Here is a 21,024-nt window from a genome sequence, read left to right on the forward strand (position 1 = left end):
GCGGGATGACTTCCCCGATCACTATCCGCCTCGGGCAGCGGGCGCGCCAGCGGATTGCCGCTGAAGGCGTGCAGGCTGCCGATATCGCCATTGTCCCTGCCGCCGCCGGCGGCCCGAAAGGCCTCATCCTGCACGGCCTGGATTGCTGGATGTTTGGCGATTTTTTCAAGGCCGCACCGCGTCAGCGCAAACTGGTTGGCGCGTCCATCGGCGCCTGGCGCATGGCGGCTTCCGCGTTCCAGGATCCGGTCGCGGCCCACAAGCGGCTGGCGCGCCTGTACGCCGGCCAGCGCTATCCGGACAAGGTGACGCCCGCCTACGTCTCGCAAACCTGCCGCGCCCTGCTAGATGAACTGCTGGACGGCCGTGGCCACGAGGCCATCAACCATCCCGAGCATCACGTTTCCATCATCACCATTCGTGGCGTCGGTGCGCTGGGCGGCACCAACGGCGCGCGCTGGCGCGAGATGGCCGGCTTCCTGCTGGCCGCCGCCGGCAACGCGGTCTCGCGCAAGCGCCTCGCAGCGTCGATGGAGCGCGTCATTTTCCACAACCAGCGCGACGACGCCCGCTGGCTGCGCGACGATTTCGACGCCTTCGCCGCCCATTTCGTCGGTCTCCAAGCCGACAACCTGCGCGACGCCCTGTTGGCCTCCGGCTCGATCCCGCTGGTGCTGGAAGCGGTCACCGGCATCGCCGGCGCGCCGGACGGCGCCTACTGGGACGGCGGCTTGATCGACTATCACCTGCACCTGCCCTACCAGCGCGACCCCGGCCTGGTGCTGTACCCGCACTTCAACGACTACATCGTGCCCGGCTGGCTCGATAAGTCGATGCCGTGGCGCCGCGCCAAGGACCACGCGCTGGAAAACATGATCCTGGTTTCGCCATCGGCCGAATTTGTGCGCCAGCTCCCCAACGCCAAGCTCCCGGACCGCAAGGACTTCAAGGTCTACGGCCAGAATCACGAGCACCGCACGCGCGACTGGCTGCAGGCCATCGGCGAGAGCGAACGCATGGCCGAAGCCTTCTCCCGGTGGTGCGAAAAGCCGGACCTGAAGCAGGCAGCCAGCTTCTAAGACGTTGTTTTAAAGCACCAGCCCATACACAGCGACGCCAGACAGGCGCATACTTAACTCCCACTATCCTGCTGGGAGTGATGATGATGAATGCCCTATCGCAGATGCGCATCGGCACCCGCCTCGCCATCGGTTTCGCCGTGGTGCTGTTGCTGGCGATCCTGGCCACCTCGGTCGCACTGGTCAACGCCCGCGCCAACGCGCAGGCCACGCGCGCCATGATGGAGCAGCCGCTGGCCAAGGAGCGCCTCGTCTCCGACTGGTATGTGCTGATTTACTCGGCCATCGCCCGCACCGCGCTGATCGCCCGCAGCTCCGACGAAAAACTCTCCGACACCTTTGCCGATGTCATTTCCGCCAGCACCAAGCGTGGCGGCGAATTGATCGACCAGATCAAGAATCTGCTCTCCACCGACGAAGAGCGCAAGGTGATGGAAGAGATCACGGACCTGCGCGGCAAATACCAGAAGGCCAAGTCCGATGTGATGAACGCCCGCAAAGCCGGCGACTCGGCCAAGGCCGAGCAGCTTTTCAAGGAGGCCTTCACCACCTCCGCCGACGCCTACCAGAATAAGGTGAAGAGCTTCCTCGGCATGCAGCGCAAGGCCATCGACGATACCGCCCACGCCATCGACGCCGCCAATGACCGTGCCAACACCTTGCTGCTGTTGCTGGCGGTGCTGATGGTGAGCATAGGCTCGGTGGCCGCGTGGATTATTTCACGCTCCATCACCGTGCCGCTCAAATCCGCCGTGGACATTGCCGCCACCGTGGCCAACGGCGATCTCACCACGCAATTCACCGCACAAACCAACAAGGACGAAATCGGCGATTTGATGAAGGCCCTGCGCGGCATGAACGACTCGCTGCGCGAAGTGGTCAGCCAGGTGCAGATCGGCACCAACACCATCGCCACCGCTTCCAACGAAATCGCATCCGGAAATATGGACCTGTCGCAGCGCACCGAGGAGCAAGCCAGTTCGCTGGAAGAAACCGCGTCCTCGATGGAAGAGTTGACATCCACCGTGCGTCAGAACGCGGAGAACGCCAAGCAGGCCAACCAGTTGGCGCACGCCGCCTCCGAAGTGGCGGAAAAAGGCGGCGCCATCGTCGATCAGGTGGTGAACACGATGGGCTCCATCAACGATTCGTCACGCAAGATTTTCGACATCATCAGCGTCATCGACGGTATCGCGTTCCAGACCAATATTCTGGCGCTGAATGCGGCGGTGGAAGCGGCGCGCGCCGGCGAACAAGGACGTGGCTTCGCGGTCGTAGCGTCCGAGGTGCGCAACCTGGCGCAGCGCTCGGCCGGCGCGGCCAAGGAGATCAAGGAGTTGATCGGCAATTCGGTCGAACAAGTGGACATTGGCCAGAAGCTGGTGCAGCAGGCCGGCAGCACCATGAACGATGTGGTGGCCAGTGTGCGCCGCGTAACCGATATCATGGGCGAGATTACCTCGGCCAGCAGCGAGCAGAGTATCGGCATCGATCAGGTCAACATCGCGATCGGTCAGATGGATAGCGTGACGCAGCAGAACGCCGCGCTGGTGGAGCAAGCCGCTGCGGCGGCGGCCAGCATGCAGGAGCAAGCCTCGCGGCTGGCCGACGTGGCCTCGTCGTTCAAACTGGGACACGACGGCTTGCACACCTCCCTGCCGGCACCGGCAAGGCGCGCTAGCCCTTCAAGAATAGCTCTTGCAAATCATTGAGGAAGCGCTGGCCTAACTCGGTCGGCTTGATGATCTTGTAGTCGCGGTAGAGCAGCCCTTTGGCCTCTGCCGCGTTGAGCTGCTTCTCGATCGCGTTGATGCTCAAGCCGGTGCGTTCGCTGAACAGGTTCGGATCGAAACCGCCATGCAGGCGCAGGGTGTTGAGCATGAACTCGAAGCCCATGTCTTCGCGCTGGATCTCGTATTCTTCCTGCACCGGCGCACCCAGCCTGGTCTGCTCCATATAGGCCTTGGGCTGCTTGTAGCGCGCCTGGCGCAGGATGCGATGCGGGAACGACAGCTTGGAATGCGCACCCGCGCCGATGCCAAGGTAATCGCCGAACTCCCAGTAATTCAGGTTGTGGCGCGCACGGTGGCCTTCTTTTGCGTAGGCCGAAATCTCGTACTGGTTGTAGCCATTGGCCTTGGTCAGTTCGGCGATCATGTCCTGCATGTCGGCGCTGGCGTCGTCGTCCGGCAGCGTCGGCGGATATTTCGCGAACAGCGTGTTCGGCTCCATCGTCAGGTGATACAGCGATAGATGCGGCGGCTTGAACGCGATCGCCGTCTCAACATCGTGACGCGCTTCCTCCAGCGTTTGCGACGGCAGCGCGTACATCAGGTCCAGATTGAAGTTATCGAAGTTGGCGAGCGCGATTTCTACCGCGCGCCTGGCTTCGTTGTCATCGTGGATGCGGCCCAACGCCTTCAGGTGCCGCTCGTTGAAACTCTGAATACCGATCGACAGGCGATTTACGCCGCTGGCGCGATAGGACTTGAACTTCTCGGCCTCGAAGGTGCCGGGATTGGCTTCCATCGTGATCTCGCAGTCGCTGTCCAGCGGCAGCAAGGTGCGGACGTCGGACAGCAGGCGATCCAGCCCGGCGGCCGACATCAAACTCGGCGTGCCGCCGCCGATGAAGATGGTGTAGATCTTGCGGCCCCAGATCAGCGGCAGCGCCATTTCCAGATCGGTGCGCACCGCGTCCAGGTATTCCTGTTCCGGGAACGCGCCGCCATCCTTGGCTTCGTGCGAGTTGAAGTCGCAGTACGGGCACTTGCGCACGCACCACGGGAAGTGGATGTACAGCGACAGCGGCGGCAGCGCCGTCAGATTCAGCGCGCCGCCTTGCAGGTACTTGGCCGCGACGCCGGCAGCCTCGCTGATGTCGGCCGCTGGCTTGGAGGCTTGCGTATTAACGCCGACGATTTTAATCGGGATCATTTCAGTTTCTCTACCAGTGCGCGCAGGGCCTGGCCGCGATGCGACAAGGCGTTCTTTTCATCGGCACTCAGCTCGGCAGCGCACTTGCCCAGCGATGGAATGTAGAAGTACGGGTCGTAGCCGAAGCCGCCGTCACCGCGCGGGGTATCGACCATCACGCCGTTCCAGCGGCCGTCGGCAATGATCGGCTGCGGATCGTCAGGATGGCGCACGAACACCAGCACGCAGTAGTAGTACGCGGACTTGTCCTGGTGCCTGGCCAGCTCCGCGATCATCTTCTCGTTGTTGCGGGCGTCCGATTTCGGCTCGCCGGCAAAGCGCGCCGAGTACACGCCGGGCGCGCCGCCCAGCGCATTGACGCACACGCCGGAATCGTCCGCCAGCGCCGGAAGCCCGGTCAGGCGCGAAGCGTGACGGGCTTTTTGCAATGCATTTTCGACAAACGTGTGAAAAGGTTCATCCGCTTCAGGAACGTCAAATTCGCCCTGCGCGCGGACGTCAAAGCCCACGGTCGACAGCAGTTCGTTGAATTCCTTGAGTTTGCCCTTGTTGTTGGAGGCGAGGATCAGGCGTTGGGTCATGATGTTCGGCTACGTAAATGAAGCCGACATTGTAAACTGTTTGCGCCTGCCGCTGCCGCTAGGGCACCAGAAGCGCCTTGATTTCAGGCTGCTGGCAGTTTTCCAGGGTGACCATCACGGCATCCGTGAGGATCATAGGGTTCTTGTTGGACGCCCCCTTGGCCGCCGCCACGGCAGCCTTCATCGACAGGTAACCCATCTGGCGCGGGTCCTGCACCACCAGCCCGTGGATCTCTTCCTTGCGCAAGCCTGCCAGCAGGAATTCGGTGGTGTCGAAGCTGACGAATTTCTTCCGCCCTGCCAGGCCGGCTTGCCGCAACGCCCGCAGCACGCCGTCCCCGGTTGATTCGTTGACGGCAAACAGGGCGTCCACTTGCGGGAATTTGGCAAGCAAGGCGGCCGCGCTGCGCGCCACCTTGCCGCGCGTGCCGCCGGCATACTCGTCGGCGACGATGGTGATCTGCGGTGCGTTCTTCCTGATGTAATCGACAAATCCATTGGCGCGATCGTCAGTGGAGCCGCTGCCGGGAAGCGTGCGCACCACGGCGACACTGCCCTGCCGCTTCAACAGATTGACGATACGTTCCGCCGCCAGTTTTCCGGCGGCGTAATTGTCGGTGGTGACAAAGTTGACGTGGGCATTGCCGTCCAGCCCGGAGTCCACCGCCACCACCTTGATGCCTTGAGCTGCGGCCTGCTTGATGGGCTCAGCCAGGCGGGCACGATCGGTCGAGGCGATGATGATGGCGTCGACTTCCGGCTTGGCGTAAATCCGCACGATCTGGATTTGCGAGTCGATGTCGTCGTTGTAGGCGGGGCCGCGCCAGGTCAGATTGATATGCCCTTCTTCCTGTATGGCGCGGTCGACGCCTTGCCGCATGAAGAGCCAGAAGTCCTGGTCATGGGACTTCGGAATGAAGACTATGTTCAAGTCCCGGGCATAGGCTGGGCACATCCAAAATACGATGCACACCAGCAGGAGCGACATCCATTTTTTCATAGTCTTCCAATTGTATGCCCTTTTCCGGGCAAGGCAATCAGGCAATTATGCGGGCAAGCCGAGCGTCTGTTTCTGCAGCTTGATCAGGTCCGCGATGCCGGCCTGCGCCAGGTCCAGCAGGCGATTCATGCCGGCGCGGTCGAAGGCGGCGCCTTCCGCCGTGCCCTGCACTTCGATGAAGTGGCCGGCATCGGTCATCACCACGTTCATGTCGGTGTCGCAGCCCGAGTCCTCAATGTAGTCGAGGTCCAGCACTGGCGTGCCTTGGTACACACCGACCGAAATCGCCGCCACGAAGTGCTTCAACGGGATCGCCGGAATCGCACCGCGTGCCGCCAGCTTGGAGAACGCATCGTAAGCCGCCACCATCGCGCCGGTGATCGATGCGGTGCGGGTGCCGCCGTCAGCTTGAATGACGTCGCAATCCAGATGCAGCGTGCGCTCGCCGAAGGCTTCCAAATCAAACGCCGCGCGCAGCGAACGGCCAATCAGACGCTGGATCTCTTGCGTGCGGCCGGACTGCTTGCCCTTGGCCGCCTCGCGGTCCATGCGGCTGTGGGTGGAGCGCGGCAGCATGCCGTATTCGGCGGTCAGCCAGCCCTGACCCTTGCCCTTCAGGAAGCCCGGCACTTTCTCTTCGATGCTGGCGGTGCAAATCACCTTGGTGTCGCCGCATTCGATCAGCACCGAACCTTCGGCGTGCTTGGTGTAGTCGCGGGTCAGGCGCAGGGTGCGCAGCGCGTCGACAGGACGGCCGCTAGGGCGGGTTACTTCGGTCATCAGGTTTTCCTTATTTGAGAATTTGGGAGGATTTTTCGATAGCGCCGCGTATCTCCGCGATGGCTTTTTCAATTTCGTCGTCATCGAAGGCATCGGCTTCAGCCGGCGCGGCTGCCGCTTCCGGCGGCGCCGTGTCGCGGATGGTCGTGCTGTGCAGGTCTTCCGGCAGCGCCTCGGTCGAGATCATGGTCTCCGTCACCGGGTCCATATTGTCCAGCACCGAACTGCCCTGCCACATGATGGCCAGCGCCGTGACGTTGTCGCTGGCGTCGCCCGCTGCCCGCAACGCGGCTTGCAGCATGTCCGGCACCGCACGCACCACGGTTTGCGCCTGCAGGCGCCGCACGATTTCATCGTCCGGCAGCATAGACCACAAACCGTCGGAACACAACAGCACCAGGTCGCCCGGCAGCATGCCGGCGCCGGCGCCCACTTCCACGCGCGGCAGCGAGTCGGCGCCGAGGCAGTTCCACAACTTGTTGCGGTCCGGGTGGGTGGCGCGTTCGGACGGCAGCGCCATGCCCTTGGCGATCAGGTTTTCGACATGCGAGTGGTCGCGCGTGCGGCCGAGGATTTGGCCGTTGCGCAACCAGTACAGGCGCGAGTCGCCGCAATGCGCCCAGGTCGCGGTGTTGTGCTGGATCAGGCAGGCGACGATGGTGGTGCGCGGCGTTTCAGGCATCTGGTTGGCGTGGCGGTACTGGTGAATGTCGCGGTGCGCGGCCTGCAAGGCTTCTTCCAGAAAACGCTGCGGCTTTTTCACATAGGGCTGCGCCTGTTGCTGGAACATGGTGGAGATGGTTTGCAGCGCCACGCTGGCGGCGATCTCGCCGCGCAGATGCCCGCCCATGCCGTCGGCCAGCACCAGCAACAGCGCGTCGCGCGTAAAGCTGTAGCCCATGCGGTCCTGATTGACCTTGCGGCCGCCGATATGACTTTCCTGGTACACGGAGAATTGCATGATTCGGTCCTTGTAATGTCGCGCCGCGTTCAGACCAGCGTATCCGGGCCGGCCTTGGCGCGCGCGGCATTGCTACCGCCGCCGCCCAGGCGCCCTACCAGTCCGCGCAGCTTGTCCATCATGGTGGGCGCCGGCGGCTCCGCTGGCGCGGCGGCCGGCGGCTTCGCCTGCAGCACCTTCTGCAAGGCGAACAGGCTTTGCGGGCGTTCCAGTGGATCGATCTGCAAGCACCAGCGCACCAGCTGCACCAGCTCCGGCGAATACTGGCCTTCCAGTTTTTCAAAGTGGCCGGCCATCTTGTCTTCCAGCTTGCGCTGGTCGGCCGGCTGCGGCGGCGAGCCGACCATGCAGGCGAACATCGACGCGCCGATGCTATAGATATCGGTCCACGGCCCCATGCCGGTCTTGGCGTACAGTTCGGGCGGCGCGAAGCCGGGGGTGTACATCGGCGTCAGCGTCGGCATGTCGGTATTGATGGTCTGGCGCGCCGCGCCGAAGTCCAGCAGCATCGGCGTGCCGTCGGTACGCAGGTAGATATTGGCCGGTTTCAGGTCAAGGTGCAGCAGCTTGTTGGCGTGGACTTCGCGCAGCCCCTTCACCGCTTGCGTGAAGATAGTGCGGATGAAAAGTTCACCTACTTTAACGCCCTTGCTGCGCTGGCGCTGGATATGCTCCTGCAGCGAGTGGCCGGACTCGTAGGCCATCACCATGTACACGGTTTCGTGCGCACGGAAGAAGTTGAGCACGCTTACAACATTCGGGTGGGAGATGCGGGCCAGCGCCCGGCCCTCTTCGAAAAAGCATTTGAGGCCGATGCGGAACACCGGCAGATGGGCCTTGGACACGGCCGGCACCAGCTCGCCTTCCTGCCGCAGTGCCAAAGAACTAGGCAAATATTCCTTGATGGCGACCGCCACGCCCTCGGTATCGTAGGCAAGGTAAACAATACTGAACCCACCGGACGCAATTTTCTTTACAATGCGATATCCAGCAATTTCCAGACCATCCGGTAGGGGGGCGTTGTTTTGTGCAGCCATAAGGTTCCTCGCCTCGACACCTCGGATTGTGTGGATAAATCACTGTTTTGTAAAGATTAAATCGGGGATATCCATTGAGCATTTCCAGCATGACGGGCTACGCGGTCGCCACCAGTGAAAGTGCGGCGGGAACACTGACCATTGAGATCAAGAGTGTGAACTCGCGGTTTCTGGACTTGCAGTTCCGAATAAACGACGATTTGCGTGCGCTTGAACCCGATTTACGCTCCGCGATCATGGGCGCCATCACGCGCGGCAAGGTGGAGCTGCGGCTGAGTTTTGGCCGCAAGGCAGCCACCGCAGGCACCCAGGCGCTGAACCTCCCGCTATTGACTGAATTGCAACGCCTGCAGGGCGAAGTCAGCGGCTTGTTCCCCGGCGTGCAAACGATGTCAGTCGCTGAACTACTGCGCTGGCCGGGCGTGATCGAAGAAGCGCAGATCGGCCAGGAGTCGTTGCAGGCCGACGTCGCCGCCCTCACCGCGCGCACTGTGGAAGCATTCGTGCAAAGCCGTCAACGCGAAGGCGCGGCGCTGGAAGCCATGCTGATCTCGCGCATCGAGGCGATGGAAGGCATCGTCAAGCGCATCACGCCGCTGATTCCGCAGGTGGTGGCGGCATTCCAGCAGAAGGCCGTGGAGCGCATGCAGGATGCGCTGGGCCTGGCGTGCCAGGGCTCGAATTCGGCGCTGTCGCGCCAGGATGCATTGGAGCGGATTCGCCAGGAAGTGATCCTGTACGGTATCCGTATCGACGTGGCCGAAGAACTGGGCCGCCTGTCGGCGCACCTGACCGAGACCCGCCACATCCTGAAAAAAGGCGGCCAGGTCGGCAAACGCCTGGACTTCATGATGCAAGAGCTGAACCGCGAAGCCAATACGCTGGGCGCCAAAGCCTCGGTCAAGGAACTGGCCGATGCCTCGATGGAGCTGAAACTGCTGATCGAGCAAATGCGCGAGCAGGTTCAGAACCTCGAATAAAACAAGGGAGCTGCGGCTCCCTTTTTTAACGCCCGGATTATTCACCCACGTGCATAAAGCTTTCGTCTTTAACGGATTTATCTAACAATGATGCGGCGCTAAAGTAGAGCCATTCCAACTTCTACTAAAAGCGAAACATCATGAAAAACGCCACTCAACTGCTGAACGCCTACCTGGACAACATTCAGGATCCCGCCGCCGCTGCGGCCTTGTTTGCCGACGACGGCGTGCTGGAACTGCCGACGCTGGGCGCCAACGTCCGCGCAGTCGGCCCGGTCGCGATCGAAGCCTTCATCGGCGGCCTGCTGAAGAAAGTACCGGACTTCCGCTTCAAAGACGTCCAGCTGTTCATCGAAACCGAAGACAAAGTATTCGGCGAATACAGCGTCGAAGCCCTGGTGCCATCGACCGGCAAAATCTACAAACAAACCTACGCCGGCATGCTGGCGGCCGAGAACGGCAAAATCAAACACCTGCGCGAAGCCCTCGACACCCTGGCCGCCACCAAAGCCTTCACCCCCGACTGACCCGCTTGCTTGCGCCCTCCTGCTGAAAGGAGTACCGTGACTTTACTTTCAGAGGGAGGGCCGGTCACGAATACCGCGAGCTTACCGAGCAAAACATCTGAGCCGACCTTGGACGAGCTCAGGCATGAGGCCAATGACTTCCCCGTCTTTCTGTCAGATGAAAATGGTCTATCGCATGTCCTGATGAATATCAGCGCTATGTATTAAAGGCTTTTGATGGACGCATCTTCCCGTTGATGTCACCATCGCCCGCTTGGCGTTACGGTGCTCAATCCGTGGTTACACTAGCTGGTTCAGCTTGAGGATCTGGACGTCGGCTCTGCCGCCGACGGATTTGAGGAGTTCCTGGAAGTGCGGGGTGGCTTCGTGTTCGGCCAGTGCGGCTTCGTCGCGCCAGGCTTCGAGCATGATGAAGCTGGCGTGGTTGCCGAGGTCGATGTGCAGGTCGTAGCGAATGCAGCCGGCTTCGGCGCGGCTTGGCGGTACGATGCGTTCCAGCGCTTCGCGCACCAGCGTTTCGCTGCCTTCCTTGGCGGTGATGGTGGCAACGATGATCAGGTCTTTCATGGCATATCCTGTGTGGACTTAAACCCCGATACTATCAGGACACAGGATATGCCGCAGGAGCGGTCAGAAAACGATCAGTTGACCGCGACCAGTTCCACTTCGAAGATCAAGGTCGAATTGGCTGGAATGGCGCCGTTGGCCGATGCGCCGTAACCCAGCGACGGCGGGATGGTGATAACGCGCTTGCCACCTACTTTCATGCCGGCCACACCGTTGTTGAAGCCAGTGATCACTTGCAACGGATTGGCGTTCACCACAAAGCTAAATGGACTGGCAGAGCCAACATTGCTGTCGAACTTGGTGCCGCGCAGATCGGTACGGGTGCCGTCAAACAGGTAGCCGGTGTAACGCACGGAAGCCGTTTTGCCGGTAGCGGCCTCGGCGCCGGTGCCAATCACCTGATCTTCAATCTTCAGCGCGGTCGGCGGCTGCACACCTGCCGACGGGGTGGAAGTCGCGCTATCACCACCGCCACCGCAAGCCACCAGCACTATCGCGCAAACTGCGGCGGCAATCATTTGAAACGTAGATTTCATAATCCCCTTGTTGGATGTTTTGTTAATAAAGCGGTCGCAGTGTAGCAGAACAAAACCGTATAAACTGTAACAAAGACAGGATCAGGAGACGGGCTATGGCGCAGATCAGGGTTGGCATCGGCGGTTGGGACTTTGCGCCGTGGCGCGAGACGTTTTATCCAAAGGACGTGCCGGTCAAGAAGCAGCTTGAATACGCCAGCTCGCAGGTCACCAGCATCGAGATCAACGGCACCTTCTACCGCACCGCCAAGCCCGAACACTTCGCCAGCTGGGCCGCCAAAACACCCGATAATTTTGTGTTCTCGGTCAAAGCCACGCGCTACGCCACCAACCGCAAGGTGCTGGCCGAGGCCGGGGAATCGATCGAGCGCTTCATGCACAGCGGGCTCACCGAACTGGGCGACAAACTCGGCCCCATCCTGTGGCAATTGGCCGCCACCAAGCAGTTCGATCCCGACGACCTGGAAGGCTTCTTCAAGCTGCTGCCGGCCAAGCTCGGCACGCGCAAATTGCTGCATGTGCTGGACGCCCGCCATGACAGCTTCCTGTGCGACGATTACTACCAGCTGGCGCGCAAATACAAGGTCGCCACCGTCATCACCGACTCGCCGAAATATCCCAACATTGAAGAGCTCACCGGCGAGTTCGCCTACGCCCGCTTGATGAACGCGCAAAGCGAGATCGACACCGGCTACAGCAAGCCGGCATTGAAGAAGTGGGCCAGGCAGGCACAGGAGTGGCAGCAGCAGGCGAAGTCGGGAAAAGCCTACGTCTACTTCATCAACGGCGCCAAGGAACGCGCGCCCGCTGCGGCGCAGCATTTCCTCTCCCTGCTGTAAATTGAACTCCCGCCATTGCTCTTGGTAAAATACGTCTTTGGGCGACGCAAAACGCCGCCCGCTGACGTTTTAGAAAGATCAACCATGAGCTCAACCAACGCATTCTCGGGCAGCCTGTTCGTCGTTGCCGCGCCGTCCGGCGCCGGCAAGTCCACGCTGGTCAACGCGCTGCTGGCCCAGGAGCCGACCATCAAGCTGTCGATCTCCACCACCACCCGCCCACCGCGTCCGGGCGAAACCCACGGCAAGGAATACTACTTCACCACGGCGGAAGATTTCGTCGCGCGCACCAAGCAGGGCGAGTTCCTGGAGTGGGCCGAAGTGCACGGCAACTACTACGGCACCTCGCGCCTGATGGTGGAAGAGCAGATGAAAAGCGGCACCGACGTGCTGCTGGAAATCGACTGGCAAGGCGCACGCCAGGTCAAGAAACTGTTCCCGCAAGCGGCCGGCATTTTCATCCTGCCGCCATCGATCGCCGCGCTGGAAGAACGCCTGAACAAACGCGCCACCGACGAGCCGCACGTGATCACCAAACGCCTGCTGGCGGCGGGCGGCGAAATCGCCCACGCCCCTGAGTTCGAGTATGCTATTATCAACGAAGAATTCGACGTAGCGCTGTCTGAATTGACGGCGATAGTCCGAGCGGCCCGTTGCCGGTTTGCGCAACAAGCGGCACGCAACGCCTCGCTCTTTGCCCAACTGGGCATCCACGCTGAATAAGTAAATACACAAGATTTTAGGAGTTATAGATGGCCCGCATTACGATTGAAGATTGTCTGAAAAACGTACCTAACCGTTTCCAGCTGACCCTGGCCGCGACCTACCGCGCACGCCAACTGCTGCAAGGCCACACCCCTAAGGTGGAAGCCAAGGACAAACCTACCGTGGTCGCCCTGCGTGAAATCGCTGCCGGCAAAGTCGGTCTGGAAATGTTGAAAAAAGTCCCAATGTAAGTTGGGACCGCGTTCCCGAACAATGTGAATGATGCGGTATAGTAGTAACGAGCCATTCTCATCGAGACGGAACGCGAGCGTATGAATCTGATCCCTGCAGATCCTGTACTGAATGACAAGCCCGCACGGGCCAAGAAGCCGGCCAGCAAGCCGGCTAAAGTCATGTCCGGACCTGCGGCCAGCGATAGCACTGAAGCCCTTTCCGCACCACCCGCCTCTCCCCCTGCACCACCTGTGATTTCCTCGTCGCCTTTGGCCACGCCTCCTGCCCTGACGGCCGGTGTTGCGTCGGTGTCTCACCTGTCTGAAAAACTCGGCGAATACATGAACGCCGCCGACCTGAAAAAGGTCAAGGAAGCGTATCGCTTTTCGGACGAAATGCACCTTGGGCAGTTGCGCAAATCCGGCGAGCCTTACATCTCGCATCCGATCGCGGTGGCCGAAATCTGCGCCGACTGGAAGCTCGACGCGCAGGCTATCATGGCCGCGCTGCTGCATGATGTGATGGAAGACCAGGACGTCAAGAAGGAAGAGCTGATCGAGCGCTTCGGCGCGCCGGTGGCGAATCTGGTGGATGGCTTGTCCAAGCTGGAAAAAATCGAGTTCCAGAGCCAGATCGAAGCGCAGGCGGAAAACTTCCGCAAGATGCTGCTGGCGATGGCCTCGGACGTGCGCGTGATCCTGATCAAGCTGGCCGACCGCCTGCACAATATGCGCACGATGGAGGTGATGAAGCCGGCCGCCAAGGCCCGCATCTCCAAGGAGACGATGGAAGTGTACGTGCCGATCGCGCACCGTCTCGGCCTCAACAACATCTACCGCGAATTGCAGGACCTGTCGTTCTCGCACCTGTATCCGCTGCGCTACCGCACGCTGGGCAAGGCGGTCAAGGCGGCGCGCGGCAACCGCCGCGAGGTGGTCAAGAAAATCCTCGAATCGGTCAAGAACACGCTGGCGATGGCCAATATCGAAGCCGAGGTGTATGGCCGCGAGAAGACCCTGTACGGCATCTACAAGAAGATGCGCAGCAAGCACCTGTCGTTCTCGCAGGTGCTGGACGTGTACGGCTTCCGCGTGGTGGTGGACAGCTTCCCGAATTGCTACGTGGCGCTGGGCACCCTGCATTCGCTGTACAAGCCGATGCCGGGCAAGTTCAAGGACTACATTGCGATCCGCAAGCTGAACGGCTACCAGTCGCTGCACACCACGCTGATCGGCCCGTACGGCACGCCGGTCGAGTTCCAGATCCGCACCCAGGAAATGCATCGCACCGCCGAATCGGGCGTGGCGGCGCACTGGCTGTACAAGAACGGCGAAGCCAATATGTCGGACCTGCAGCAGCGCACCCACGCCTGGCTGCAATCGCTGCTCGATATCCAGCAGCAGACCGGCGACTCGGCCGAGTTCCTTGAACACGTCAAGGTCGACCTGTTCCCGGATTCGGTGTACGTGTTCACGCCGAAATCGAAAATCATCGCGCTGCCGCGCGGGGCCACGCCGATCGACTTTGCGTATGCCATCCACACCGGCATTGGCGATCATACGGTGTCGGTCACCATCAACAATGAACCGGCTTCGCTGCGCACTGAGTTGCGTAATGGCGATATCGTCGAAATCGTGACGGATTCGGCTTCGCGGCCTAGCCCGAGCTGGCTGTCGTTTGTGCGGACGGGGAAAGCGCGTTCGGCGATTCGCCATCATCTGCGCACGATTAACCTGCCGGAATCGATCACGCTGGGCGAGCAGCTGCTGTCGCAGGCGCTGTCGTCGCTGGGCGTGAGCCCGGACCTGGAAGAACATCTGGTCGAACGCCTGCTGAAGGAATCGAGCGCCAAGTCGCTGGACGAACTGTATGCCGATATCGGCGTGGGCAAACGCATGGCGGCGCTGGTGGCGCGGCATATCTTCGGCTTGCGCGGCGGCGAATCGGCCAGCGCGCCGATCGACCACAACAGCGCAGCCGAGCTGGACCCGGTGACCATTTGCGGCAGCGAGGGCGTGTCGGTGCAACTGGCGCCGTGCTGTTTGCCGATTCCCGGCGATTCGATTATCGGCCAGCTGCGCCGCGACCAAGGGCTGCTGGTGCACACCGGCGACTGCCTGCAAGCCAAGCGCCAGAAGGCCAAGGAGCCGGACCGCTGGATCGCGGTCAAGTGGGGCACGGAACTGAACCGCCGTTTCGACAGCCGCATCAAGCTGCTGATCAACAACGAGAAAGGCATTCTGGCGCGGGTGGCGGCAGAGATCGGCGAATCGGACGCCAACATCACCTTCGTCGGCATGGACGAGGACAAAGAACACGTGCTGCACCAGCTGCGCTTCACCGTGCAGGTCAAGGACCGCGTGCACCTGGCCGGCCTGCTGCGCAACGTGCGCCGCGTGGCCGGGGTCAACCGCATCCTGCGCGAGCGCAGCTGATTAGCGGCAGACCCGCACTGCCAAGCGGGGTCTGCCCCCTAAGTGGTAACGCATGCGTATCGCTTAAGGTTGCGGGTTGGGCGGAAGCCACCCCTTATCCCCTAAAACCCCTCTGCATTCGATCGGTAACTCGACCACCTGTAATTCCCCGGAAACCGCACCATCCCCGCCCTCACCGGGTTCATTTCAATATATCGCTGACAGGTCAGCAAATACCCTTCCATCGGCACCAGACAACTCTTGTACCGCCCATCCCAAGGCGATCCCGTCATCTGATGCCGGTGGTTGAAATACTGCGCATACTTCTGCGTCACGCCTTTCATCATCGCCGCCAGCTGTTCAGCGCAATCACCGCCTCTTCATGCAACCACTGTCGAAACACAACAAAATCATCATCAACAAAAAAGCACTGCTGCCGGTCGTACCCGCGCTGAATCACATGCAACGGGACCGCCGGCAAAACCAACCGTGAATGACGAGGCATGGCATTTCTCCCAAAGTGTCTCGCCAAACTAGCAAGACTGTGGGCGCCTCGTTCTGACGTAACTCAATAGGGGTTGTACCAGTACGCCTTGTTGGACAGCGGCGTCTGCGGCGACAACAGCGGGTTGTCGATGTGGAAGATGCGGCGCTTGCGCAGGCCGGATTTCTCGATCAGGCCGTCGTAGGATTCATGGAACAGGTGATCGAAGCGGCCGTCGGCGATCAACTGCTGCAGGCCGTATTCCAGCCGCTGCGCCAGGCGCTTTTGCCCGCCGCCCAAAAAGAAGTAGCGCGGCGATGGCACGTACAGCGCAAAACTGCGCTCCACACTCAGGGTCGAAAAGCTCGGCACGTACGCGGCCTGCTCATAGATGGCTTCATCAATCGCACGCGGGAAGTGCTGGAAGCGTCCCGCCGCCAGCATGCTGTGCAGCCCGGCCGACGTCGTGCCCTCCACCACGTGGAAGCCAGCCTGCTTGTAGGTGCCGGTCAAACTCCATTGCCGCCCCGATCCCAGGCTCAGGTTTTTCAGCTGGTCCAGCGTGCGCGCGGCGCTGAACAGGTCCTGGTTGCGGCTGTCGATCAGCGAGATGCGGTAGCACGATATCCCCTTGTCGATCGGGATCCGGATCGGGATCAGCTTTTGCTCCCACTCCTGCGACGTCACCTGCCCGCTCAGGTTGACCAGCTCGCCCTTGAGCATTTCCTGCAGCAGCCGGTCGCGCTCCATGCGCAGCGCCGCCACCCGGAATTCATACGGACCGTATTTGGGACTGGACGCTTCCAGCGCCGCCGTCACCAGCTTCAGGGTGTGGCTGTCGCTGAAACTCGATTTGCTCGAGTTCATGTCGATCACATACACATCCAGCGCGCACGCCGCGCCCTGCCAGCCCAGCAGCGCCAGCAGACATACAGCCCGTTTAATCGGCAGCCGGTGCAGGATAACGAACCTCCAGGATGTCCAACTCTTCCACGCCATGCGGCGCCTGGAAGGTGATGGTGTCGCCTTCGCGCGCCTTGGTCAGGGCCCGCGCCACCGGCGCCACCCAGCTGATCTTGCCGTTCAGCGGATCGAGCTCGTCGATGCCGACGATGGTGATGGTGCGCTCTTCGCCATGCTGGTTGCTGTAGGTGACGGTGGCGCCGAAAAATATCTGGTCGCTGCCGTAGTGCACGCTCGGGTCGACAATCGCGGCCGAGTCCATGCGCTTGGTCAGGAAGCGGATGCGGCGGTCGATTTCGCGCAGGCGGCGCTTGCCGTAGATATAGTCGCCGTTTTCCGAGCGGTCGCCGTTGGAGGCGGCCCAGTGCACGATCTTCACCACTTCCGGCCGCTCGACGTCGATCAGCTGCAGCAGCTCATCCTTGATGCGCTGGTAGCCTTCCGGGCGGATGTAGTTCTTGGAGCCGGCAGGAATCGCCAACGCCAGCGCGGCGGCTTCCTCGTCCTCGTCCCCGTCCTGTTCTTTGACAAATGCTTTATTCATGCCGCTTATTGTAATGGCTTTCACGTATCATACATGCCATGAGTTCAGCCGTCCCCATCCCGAATGATAGCCAGGCCCTGGCCACCGAACTGGAACAGGTGCGTGCGCACTTTGCCGCCATCGTCTCCAACATGCCGGGACTGGTGTACCAGCTGGTGCGCCAGGCCGACGGCAGCGTCAGCTTCCCCTACCTCAGCGATGGCTGCCTGGCCCTGCTCGGCCTGACCGCCGCCGAGCTGCACGCCCAGCCGCAACGCTTCCTGTCGCTGATCCTGGAAGACGACCGCCCGTCCTACCTCGAGGCCATGCACGCCTCGGCCAGCGCGCTGTGGAGCTGGAACTGGGAAGGCCGCATCTGGGTCGACGCCTGGAAGGACGTCAAGTGGATCAATCTGCGCGGCACCCCGCACGCGCTGGCCGACGGCGCGGTGCGCTGGGACGGCATCATGACCAACATCACCGACAGCAAGCTGGAGCAGGAGGAAGTGCGCCACTCGCGCGCCCGCCTGGCCGAGCTGACCGCCCATACCGACCGCGTCAAGGAACAGGAGCGCACCCGCATCGCGCGCGAGATCCACGACGAGCTGGGCGGCAACCTGACCGCCATCAAGATGGCGGTGGCGATGCTGGCGGCGCGGCTGGACAGCAGCGGGGCCGCCGCCGATCCGGCGCTGCGCGACAAGACCGACTATGTCGATGCGCTGGTCGACCGCACCATCGAGGCCATCCACCGTATCGCGCTCGACCTGCGCCCGGCCCTGCTCGACCTCGGGCTGGTGGCGGCGCTGGAGTGGCAGGTGGGCGAGTTCGCCAAGCAGACCGGCATCCACGGCAGCTTCAGCACCAACCACCGCGACATCGGCCTCGACGACGACCAGGCCACCGCCCTGTTCCGCATCGCCCAGGAGGCGCTGACCAACATCGCCAAGCACGCCCACGCCAGCAAGGTCACCGTCAAGCTGGCGCGGCTGCGTTACCACGTCAGCCTGAAAATCACCGACAACGGCAGCGGCATCCGCCAGGCCGACCGCGCCAAGCCCGACTCCTTCGGCCTGCGCGGCATGGCCGAACGCGCGCGCGCGCTGGGCGGCACGTTGACGCTGAGCCACGCCAATGGCGGCGGCACCGTGGTCGCCATCAAAATAAAGCGCGATACGCTACGCGACAGCCTCATCGCAGCTGCCGCTGGCGCTACAATAGCGGAAGAAAACATTTCCACGACGAAATAACGTACAGAGATACATGACAGAGAAAGCCATCATCAAGGTCTTCATCGCGGATGACCACGCCATTGTGCGGGAGGGCTTGAAGCAAATCCTGGCCGAGACGCGCGACATCGTGGTCGCCGGCGAGGCCGAAAACGGGCTGGACGCCATCAAGCTGTTCCGCAAGTCCGGATGTCAGGTGATGTTGCTCGACATCTCGCTGCCGGACCGCAACGGCATCGAGGTGCTCAAGCAGATCAAGAAGGAAAAGCCGGAGCTGGCGGTGCTGATGCTGTCCATGCACCGCGAGGACCAGTACGCGATCCGCGCCCTGAAAGCCGGCGCGGGCGGCTACCTGACCAAGCAGAGCGCGCCCAAGGAGCTGGTGACGGCGATCCGCCAGGTGGCCGGCGGCCTCAAATACATCAGCGCGGCGCTGGCGCAGGAGCTGGCCAACCACGTCAACGACGACCACGAGGCGCCGCTGCACGAAACCCTGTCCGACCGCGAATACCAGACCCTGACCATGATCGCCTCCGGCAAGACGGTGGGCACCATCGCCAAGGAATTATCGCTGTCGGTGAAGACGGTCAGCGAGTACCGCGCCCGCCTTTTGGTTAAAATGAAGCTGAAAAACAGCGCGGAGCTGACGCATTACGCAATTAAAAACCAGCTGATTGAATGAGCAAGGGTTAAGATAGTCATACTCAGATGAAAGCCACCTTCCCGCCGCTTATCGCAGTATTGCTCGGCAGACAGCAGGCTTATCATTGCCATAATCATTGGTAATTCCTGAAGAGGCCCGCGCGTCACCATGTCCAGCAAACCATCCATCCCCGAGCAAAACCCGGCCGATATCGCACGCGAGGCGTTCAAGCGCCTGGCGGTGCGCCGCATCGCGCCGACGCCGGAAGCCTACCGCGACATCTACAACGAAATTGCCGGCATTGCGCCCGAGCCTGCCGCCGCCGCGCAGGTAGCGTCCGCTGCGCCGCTGGGCAGCGCCGATCCCGGCCCGGAATCGGTGCTGAGCCAGTTTGCCACCCGCCTGACCGACAACACCGGCGACCTGGCCGAATTCGGCCGCCGCTTCAACCGCGCGGTCAAGTCGCGCGACTGGGACGGCTACGCGCGCGCGCTGTCGCAGCTGGTGGAAAAGCATTTCGTCGCGCCCAAGAAAGGCATCGAAGTGGCCGGCCTGCCCGGCGAGGAAAGCGAGCAGGAGCGCAGCCTGCGCGACCTGCTGAGCCGCACCCTGACCTTTGCCGTGGCCTCGCTGCTGGCCGGGGCGCCGGTGCTGGCGGCCGAGGCCGAATCGCTGGGCGCGGCCACCAAGGTGGCGCACAGCGAGGAAGCGCTGGCCGAGATCGCCGTGCGCCTGAAACAGCTGTGCTACCAGATCGAGTTGCGCGGCGGCGACAGCGGCGAGCAGCAGGAACTGCTGCTGCGCCTGTTCAAGCTGCTGCTGGAAAACGTCGGCGAACTGCTCGACGACGACAGCTGGCTGCGCGGCCAGATCGAGGCGGTGCAAAACCTGATCGCCGGCCCGCTCGACGTGCGCGCGCTGGAGGAAGCCACGCGCAGCCTGAAGGAAGTCATTTATAAACAGGGCCAGCTCAAGCACAGCCTGTCGGACGTCAAGCTCACCGTCAAGAACATGATGATGACCTTTATCGACCGCCTCGGCCAAGTGGCGGCTTCGACCGGCGACTTCCACGAGAAGATCGGCGGCTACTCGGACAAGATCAGCAAGGCCGACAATATCGCCGAACTCAACAGCATCCTCGACGAAGTGCTCAAGGAAACCCGGCTGGTGCAGAACGAAGCGCTCAAGGCGCGCGACAAGATGATGCTGGCCAAGCAGGAAGTGCAGGATGCCGAGGCGCGCATCCACACGCTGGAAGCCAAGCTGCAGCACTTGAGCGAGCTGGTGCGCGAAGACCAGCTCACCGGCAGCCTCAACCGCCGTGGCCTGGACGACGTGTTCGAGCGTGAAACCGCGCGCTCCGACCGCCGTGGCACGCCGCTGTGCATCGCGGTGCTGGACCTGGACGACTTCAAAAAGCTCAACGACACCTACGGCCACATCGCCGGCGACGCCGCGCTCAAGCACTTGGTGAAAATCGTCAAGGACACGCTGCGCTCGATGGACGTGATCGCCCGCTTCGGCGGCGAGGAGTTCCTGATCCTGATGCCGGAAACCACGGTCGAAGCGGCCGCCTCGACCATGACCCGGCTGCAGCGCGAGCTGACCAAGCATTTCTTCCTGCACGATAACGAGAAAGTGCTGATCACCTTCTCGGCCGGGGTCGCCCTGCGCCGTCCGAACGAGGAGCAGACCGAACTGGTCAAGCGCGCCGACAAGGCCATGTACACCGCCAAGCAGACCGGCAAGAACCGCGTGGTGGTCGCCGACTGAGGCGGTTTTCCCCCGCACGCCCCGAGCCCGGCCCCAGCGCCGGGCTTTTTTTTCGCAAAATTGCCGGTGAAATAAATTTTTTTTCGCCCTAAAGTTTCGTTTTTTAACGTCGTTTAGACGCTCATGCACAGCGAACTTTAGCCCCGCCGGCAAAAATTTTCCACCCTGCGCGCCCTAAACTTTCCATGTGGGAACCCGTTACAGGGAATAACTGCGGTTTGATTGCTTCGGA

The 21,024-nt window shown here is 61.8% G+C and carries 21 protein-coding genes; 11 read left to right on the forward strand and 10 right to left on the reverse strand.

The window, feature by feature from the left end:
- Positions 1-5: 5 nt before the first annotated feature.
- Positions 6-1,079 carry a lysophospholipase gene (locus BMZ70_RS12615; protein WP_092274473.1) on the forward strand — a complete coding sequence of 358 codons (1,074 nt, stop codon included), beginning with the start codon at positions 6-8 and terminating at the stop codon, positions 1,077-1,079.
- Between the two features lie 86 nt (positions 1,080-1,165).
- Positions 1,166-2,791, forward strand: coding sequence for a methyl-accepting chemotaxis protein (locus BMZ70_RS12620; protein WP_092277809.1), 1,626 nt, complete (start codon positions 1,166-1,168; stop codon positions 2,789-2,791).
- On the opposite strand, the gene hemW is transcribed toward BMZ70_RS12620, so the two are convergent.
- The 6 genes from hemW to BMZ70_RS12650 all read right to left on the reverse strand — a co-directional run bounded on the left by hemW (position 2,757) and on the right by BMZ70_RS12650 (position 8,375).
- On the reverse strand, positions 2,757-4,016 hold the full coding sequence (gene hemW, locus BMZ70_RS12625; RefSeq protein WP_092274476.1) for a radical SAM family heme chaperone HemW: 1,260 nt from the start codon (positions 4,014-4,016) through the stop codon (positions 2,757-2,759). The two genes, BMZ70_RS12620 and hemW, sit on opposite strands and share 35 nt — an antisense overlap.
- Positions 4,013-4,597 (reverse strand): RdgB/HAM1 family non-canonical purine NTP pyrophosphatase, encoded by a 585-nt coding sequence (gene rdgB / locus BMZ70_RS12630; RefSeq protein WP_092274479.1) that lies wholly within the window; start codon positions 4,595-4,597, stop codon positions 4,013-4,015. The genes hemW and rdgB overlap by 4 nt, the downstream gene beginning before the upstream one ends.
- A gap of 58 nt (positions 4,598-4,655) precedes the next feature.
- On the reverse strand, positions 4,656-5,528 hold the full coding sequence (locus BMZ70_RS12635; protein WP_229205389.1) for an ABC transporter substrate-binding protein: 873 nt from the start codon (positions 5,526-5,528) through the stop codon (positions 4,656-4,658).
- A 114-nt stretch (positions 5,529-5,642) separates the two neighbouring features.
- On the reverse strand, positions 5,643-6,377 hold the full coding sequence (gene rph, locus BMZ70_RS12640) for a ribonuclease PH (protein ID WP_092274485.1): 735 nt from the start codon (positions 6,375-6,377) through the stop codon (positions 5,643-5,645).
- Positions 6,378-6,387: 10 nt separating this feature from the next.
- Complete coding sequence (locus tag BMZ70_RS12645; protein ID WP_092274488.1) at positions 6,388-7,338, reverse strand: PP2C family protein-serine/threonine phosphatase; 951 nt, start codon at positions 7,336-7,338, stop codon at positions 6,388-6,390.
- Positions 7,339-7,367: 29 nt separating this feature from the next.
- Positions 7,368-8,375: a serine/threonine protein kinase gene (locus tag BMZ70_RS12650; protein ID WP_092274491.1), complete on the reverse strand. Its 1,008-nt coding sequence runs from the start codon at positions 8,373-8,375 to the stop codon at positions 7,368-7,370.
- Positions 8,376-8,464: 89 nt separating this feature from the next.
- Here BMZ70_RS12650 and BMZ70_RS12655 point away from each other — a divergent pair, with 89 nt between their 5' ends.
- Together BMZ70_RS12655 and BMZ70_RS12660 are read left to right on the forward strand one after the other, a co-directional pair.
- Positions 8,465-9,355, forward strand: a complete 891-nt coding sequence (locus tag BMZ70_RS12655) for a YicC/YloC family endoribonuclease (RefSeq protein WP_092277811.1) — start codon at positions 8,465-8,467, stop codon at positions 9,353-9,355.
- Between the two features lie 140 nt (positions 9,356-9,495).
- Positions 9,496-9,882 (forward strand): nuclear transport factor 2 family protein, encoded by a 387-nt coding sequence (locus BMZ70_RS12660; RefSeq protein WP_092274494.1) that lies wholly within the window; start codon positions 9,496-9,498, stop codon positions 9,880-9,882.
- Between the two features lie 279 nt (positions 9,883-10,161).
- Here BMZ70_RS12660 and BMZ70_RS12665 read toward each other — a convergent pair whose 3' ends face one another.
- Both BMZ70_RS12665 and BMZ70_RS12670 read right to left on the reverse strand, forming a co-directional pair.
- Positions 10,162-10,449: a putative quinol monooxygenase gene (locus BMZ70_RS12665; protein WP_092274497.1), complete on the reverse strand. Its 288-nt coding sequence runs from the start codon at positions 10,447-10,449 to the stop codon at positions 10,162-10,164.
- Positions 10,450-10,523: 74 nt separating this feature from the next.
- Positions 10,524-10,985 (reverse strand): FKBP-type peptidyl-prolyl cis-trans isomerase, encoded by a 462-nt coding sequence (locus BMZ70_RS12670; RefSeq protein ID WP_229205390.1) that lies wholly within the window; start codon positions 10,983-10,985, stop codon positions 10,524-10,526.
- Between the two features lie 95 nt (positions 10,986-11,080).
- Between BMZ70_RS12670 and BMZ70_RS12675 the strand changes: the two genes are divergently transcribed.
- From BMZ70_RS12675 to BMZ70_RS12690, 4 genes are all read left to right on the forward strand, one after another.
- Positions 11,081-11,824 carry a DUF72 domain-containing protein gene (locus BMZ70_RS12675; RefSeq protein ID WP_092274503.1) on the forward strand — a complete coding sequence of 248 codons (744 nt, stop codon included), beginning with the start codon at positions 11,081-11,083 and terminating at the stop codon, positions 11,822-11,824.
- 84 nt (positions 11,825-11,908) lie between these two features.
- Positions 11,909-12,547: a guanylate kinase gene (gene gmk, locus BMZ70_RS12680; RefSeq protein ID WP_092274506.1), complete on the forward strand. Its 639-nt coding sequence runs from the start codon at positions 11,909-11,911 to the stop codon at positions 12,545-12,547.
- A gap of 29 nt (positions 12,548-12,576) precedes the next feature.
- Positions 12,577-12,780 (forward strand): DNA-directed RNA polymerase subunit omega, encoded by a 204-nt coding sequence (rpoZ, locus tag BMZ70_RS12685; protein WP_005665923.1) that lies wholly within the window; start codon positions 12,577-12,579, stop codon positions 12,778-12,780.
- 81 nt (positions 12,781-12,861) lie between these two features.
- Complete coding sequence (locus BMZ70_RS12690) at positions 12,862-15,198, forward strand: RelA/SpoT family protein (protein ID WP_092274509.1); 2,337 nt, start codon at positions 12,862-12,864, stop codon at positions 15,196-15,198.
- Positions 15,199-15,745: 547 nt separating this feature from the next.
- Here the strand turns inward: BMZ70_RS12690 and BMZ70_RS12700 are convergent.
- Entirely contained in the window at positions 15,746-16,660 is a 915-nt protein-coding gene (locus BMZ70_RS12700; protein WP_229205391.1) for a hypothetical protein, read from the reverse strand.
- Positions 16,602-17,168 (reverse strand): transcription elongation factor GreB, encoded by a 567-nt coding sequence (greB, locus tag BMZ70_RS12705; protein WP_092274515.1) that lies wholly within the window; start codon positions 17,166-17,168, stop codon positions 16,602-16,604. The genes BMZ70_RS12700 and greB overlap by 59 nt, the downstream gene beginning before the upstream one ends.
- A gap of 38 nt (positions 17,169-17,206) precedes the next feature.
- On the opposite strand from greB, the gene BMZ70_RS12710 reads away from it, so the two are divergent.
- The 3 genes from BMZ70_RS12710 to BMZ70_RS12720 all read left to right on the forward strand — a co-directional run bounded on the left by BMZ70_RS12710 (position 17,207) and on the right by BMZ70_RS12720 (position 20,792).
- Positions 17,207-18,397, forward strand: coding sequence for a sensor histidine kinase (locus BMZ70_RS12710; protein WP_092274518.1), 1,191 nt, complete (start codon positions 17,207-17,209; stop codon positions 18,395-18,397).
- A gap of 13 nt (positions 18,398-18,410) precedes the next feature.
- Positions 18,411-19,058: a response regulator gene (locus BMZ70_RS12715; RefSeq protein ID WP_092274521.1), complete on the forward strand. Its 648-nt coding sequence runs from the start codon at positions 18,411-18,413 to the stop codon at positions 19,056-19,058.
- A gap of 129 nt (positions 19,059-19,187) precedes the next feature.
- The gene (locus tag BMZ70_RS12720; RefSeq protein WP_092274524.1) at positions 19,188-20,792 is read left to right on the forward strand and encodes a sensor domain-containing diguanylate cyclase; all 1,605 of its coding nucleotides are present in this window, start codon (positions 19,188-19,190) and stop codon (positions 20,790-20,792) included.
- Positions 20,793-21,024 lie beyond the last annotated feature (232 nt).

Origin of the sequence: Duganella sp. CF402 (assembly GCF_900109645.1) — a bacterium.
Classification (GTDB): domain Bacteria; phylum Pseudomonadota; class Gammaproteobacteria; order Burkholderiales; family Burkholderiaceae_D; genus Rugamonas.

Coding starts and splice junctions, on each gene's coding strand:
- BMZ70_RS12615 (WP_092274473.1), top strand. CDS start 6: ATGACTTCCCCGATCACTATCCGCCTCGGGCAGCGGGCGCGCCAGCGG.
- BMZ70_RS12620 (WP_092277809.1), top strand. CDS start 1,166: ATGAATGCCCTATCGCAGATGCGCATCGGCACCCGCCTCGCCATCGGT.
- hemW (WP_092274476.1), bottom strand. CDS start 4,016: ATGATCCCGATTAAAATCGTCGGCGTTAATACGCAAGCCTCCAAGCCA.
- rdgB (WP_092274479.1), bottom strand. CDS start 4,597: ATGACCCAACGCCTGATCCTCGCCTCCAACAACAAGGGCAAACTCAAG.
- rph (WP_092274485.1), bottom strand. CDS start 6,377: ATGACCGAAGTAACCCGCCCTAGCGGCCGTCCTGTCGACGCGCTGCGC.
- BMZ70_RS12645 (WP_092274488.1), bottom strand. CDS start 7,338: ATGCAATTCTCCGTGTACCAGGAAAGTCATATCGGCGGCCGCAAGGTC.
- BMZ70_RS12650 (WP_092274491.1), bottom strand. CDS start 8,375: ATGGCTGCACAAAACAACGCCCCCCTACCGGATGGTCTGGAAATTGCT.
- BMZ70_RS12655 (WP_092277811.1), top strand. CDS start 8,465: ATGACGGGCTACGCGGTCGCCACCAGTGAAAGTGCGGCGGGAACACTG.
- BMZ70_RS12660 (WP_092274494.1), top strand. CDS start 9,496: ATGAAAAACGCCACTCAACTGCTGAACGCCTACCTGGACAACATTCAG.
- BMZ70_RS12665 (WP_092274497.1), bottom strand. CDS start 10,449: ATGAAAGACCTGATCATCGTTGCCACCATCACCGCCAAGGAAGGCAGC.
- BMZ70_RS12670 (WP_229205390.1), bottom strand. CDS start 10,985: ATGAAATCTACGTTTCAAATGATTGCCGCCGCAGTTTGCGCGATAGTG.
- BMZ70_RS12675 (WP_092274503.1), top strand. CDS start 11,081: ATGGCGCAGATCAGGGTTGGCATCGGCGGTTGGGACTTTGCGCCGTGG.
- gmk (WP_092274506.1), top strand. CDS start 11,909: ATGAGCTCAACCAACGCATTCTCGGGCAGCCTGTTCGTCGTTGCCGCG.
- rpoZ (WP_005665923.1), top strand. CDS start 12,577: ATGGCCCGCATTACGATTGAAGATTGTCTGAAAAACGTACCTAACCGT.
- BMZ70_RS12690 (WP_092274509.1), top strand. CDS start 12,862: ATGAATCTGATCCCTGCAGATCCTGTACTGAATGACAAGCCCGCACGG.
- BMZ70_RS12700 (WP_229205391.1), bottom strand. CDS start 16,660: ATGGCGTGGAAGAGTTGGACATCCTGGAGGTTCGTTATCCTGCACCGG.
- greB (WP_092274515.1), bottom strand. CDS start 17,168: ATGAATAAAGCATTTGTCAAAGAACAGGACGGGGACGAGGACGAGGAA.
- BMZ70_RS12710 (WP_092274518.1), top strand. CDS start 17,207: ATGAGTTCAGCCGTCCCCATCCCGAATGATAGCCAGGCCCTGGCCACC.
- BMZ70_RS12715 (WP_092274521.1), top strand. CDS start 18,411: ATGACAGAGAAAGCCATCATCAAGGTCTTCATCGCGGATGACCACGCC.
- BMZ70_RS12720 (WP_092274524.1), top strand. CDS start 19,188: ATGTCCAGCAAACCATCCATCCCCGAGCAAAACCCGGCCGATATCGCA.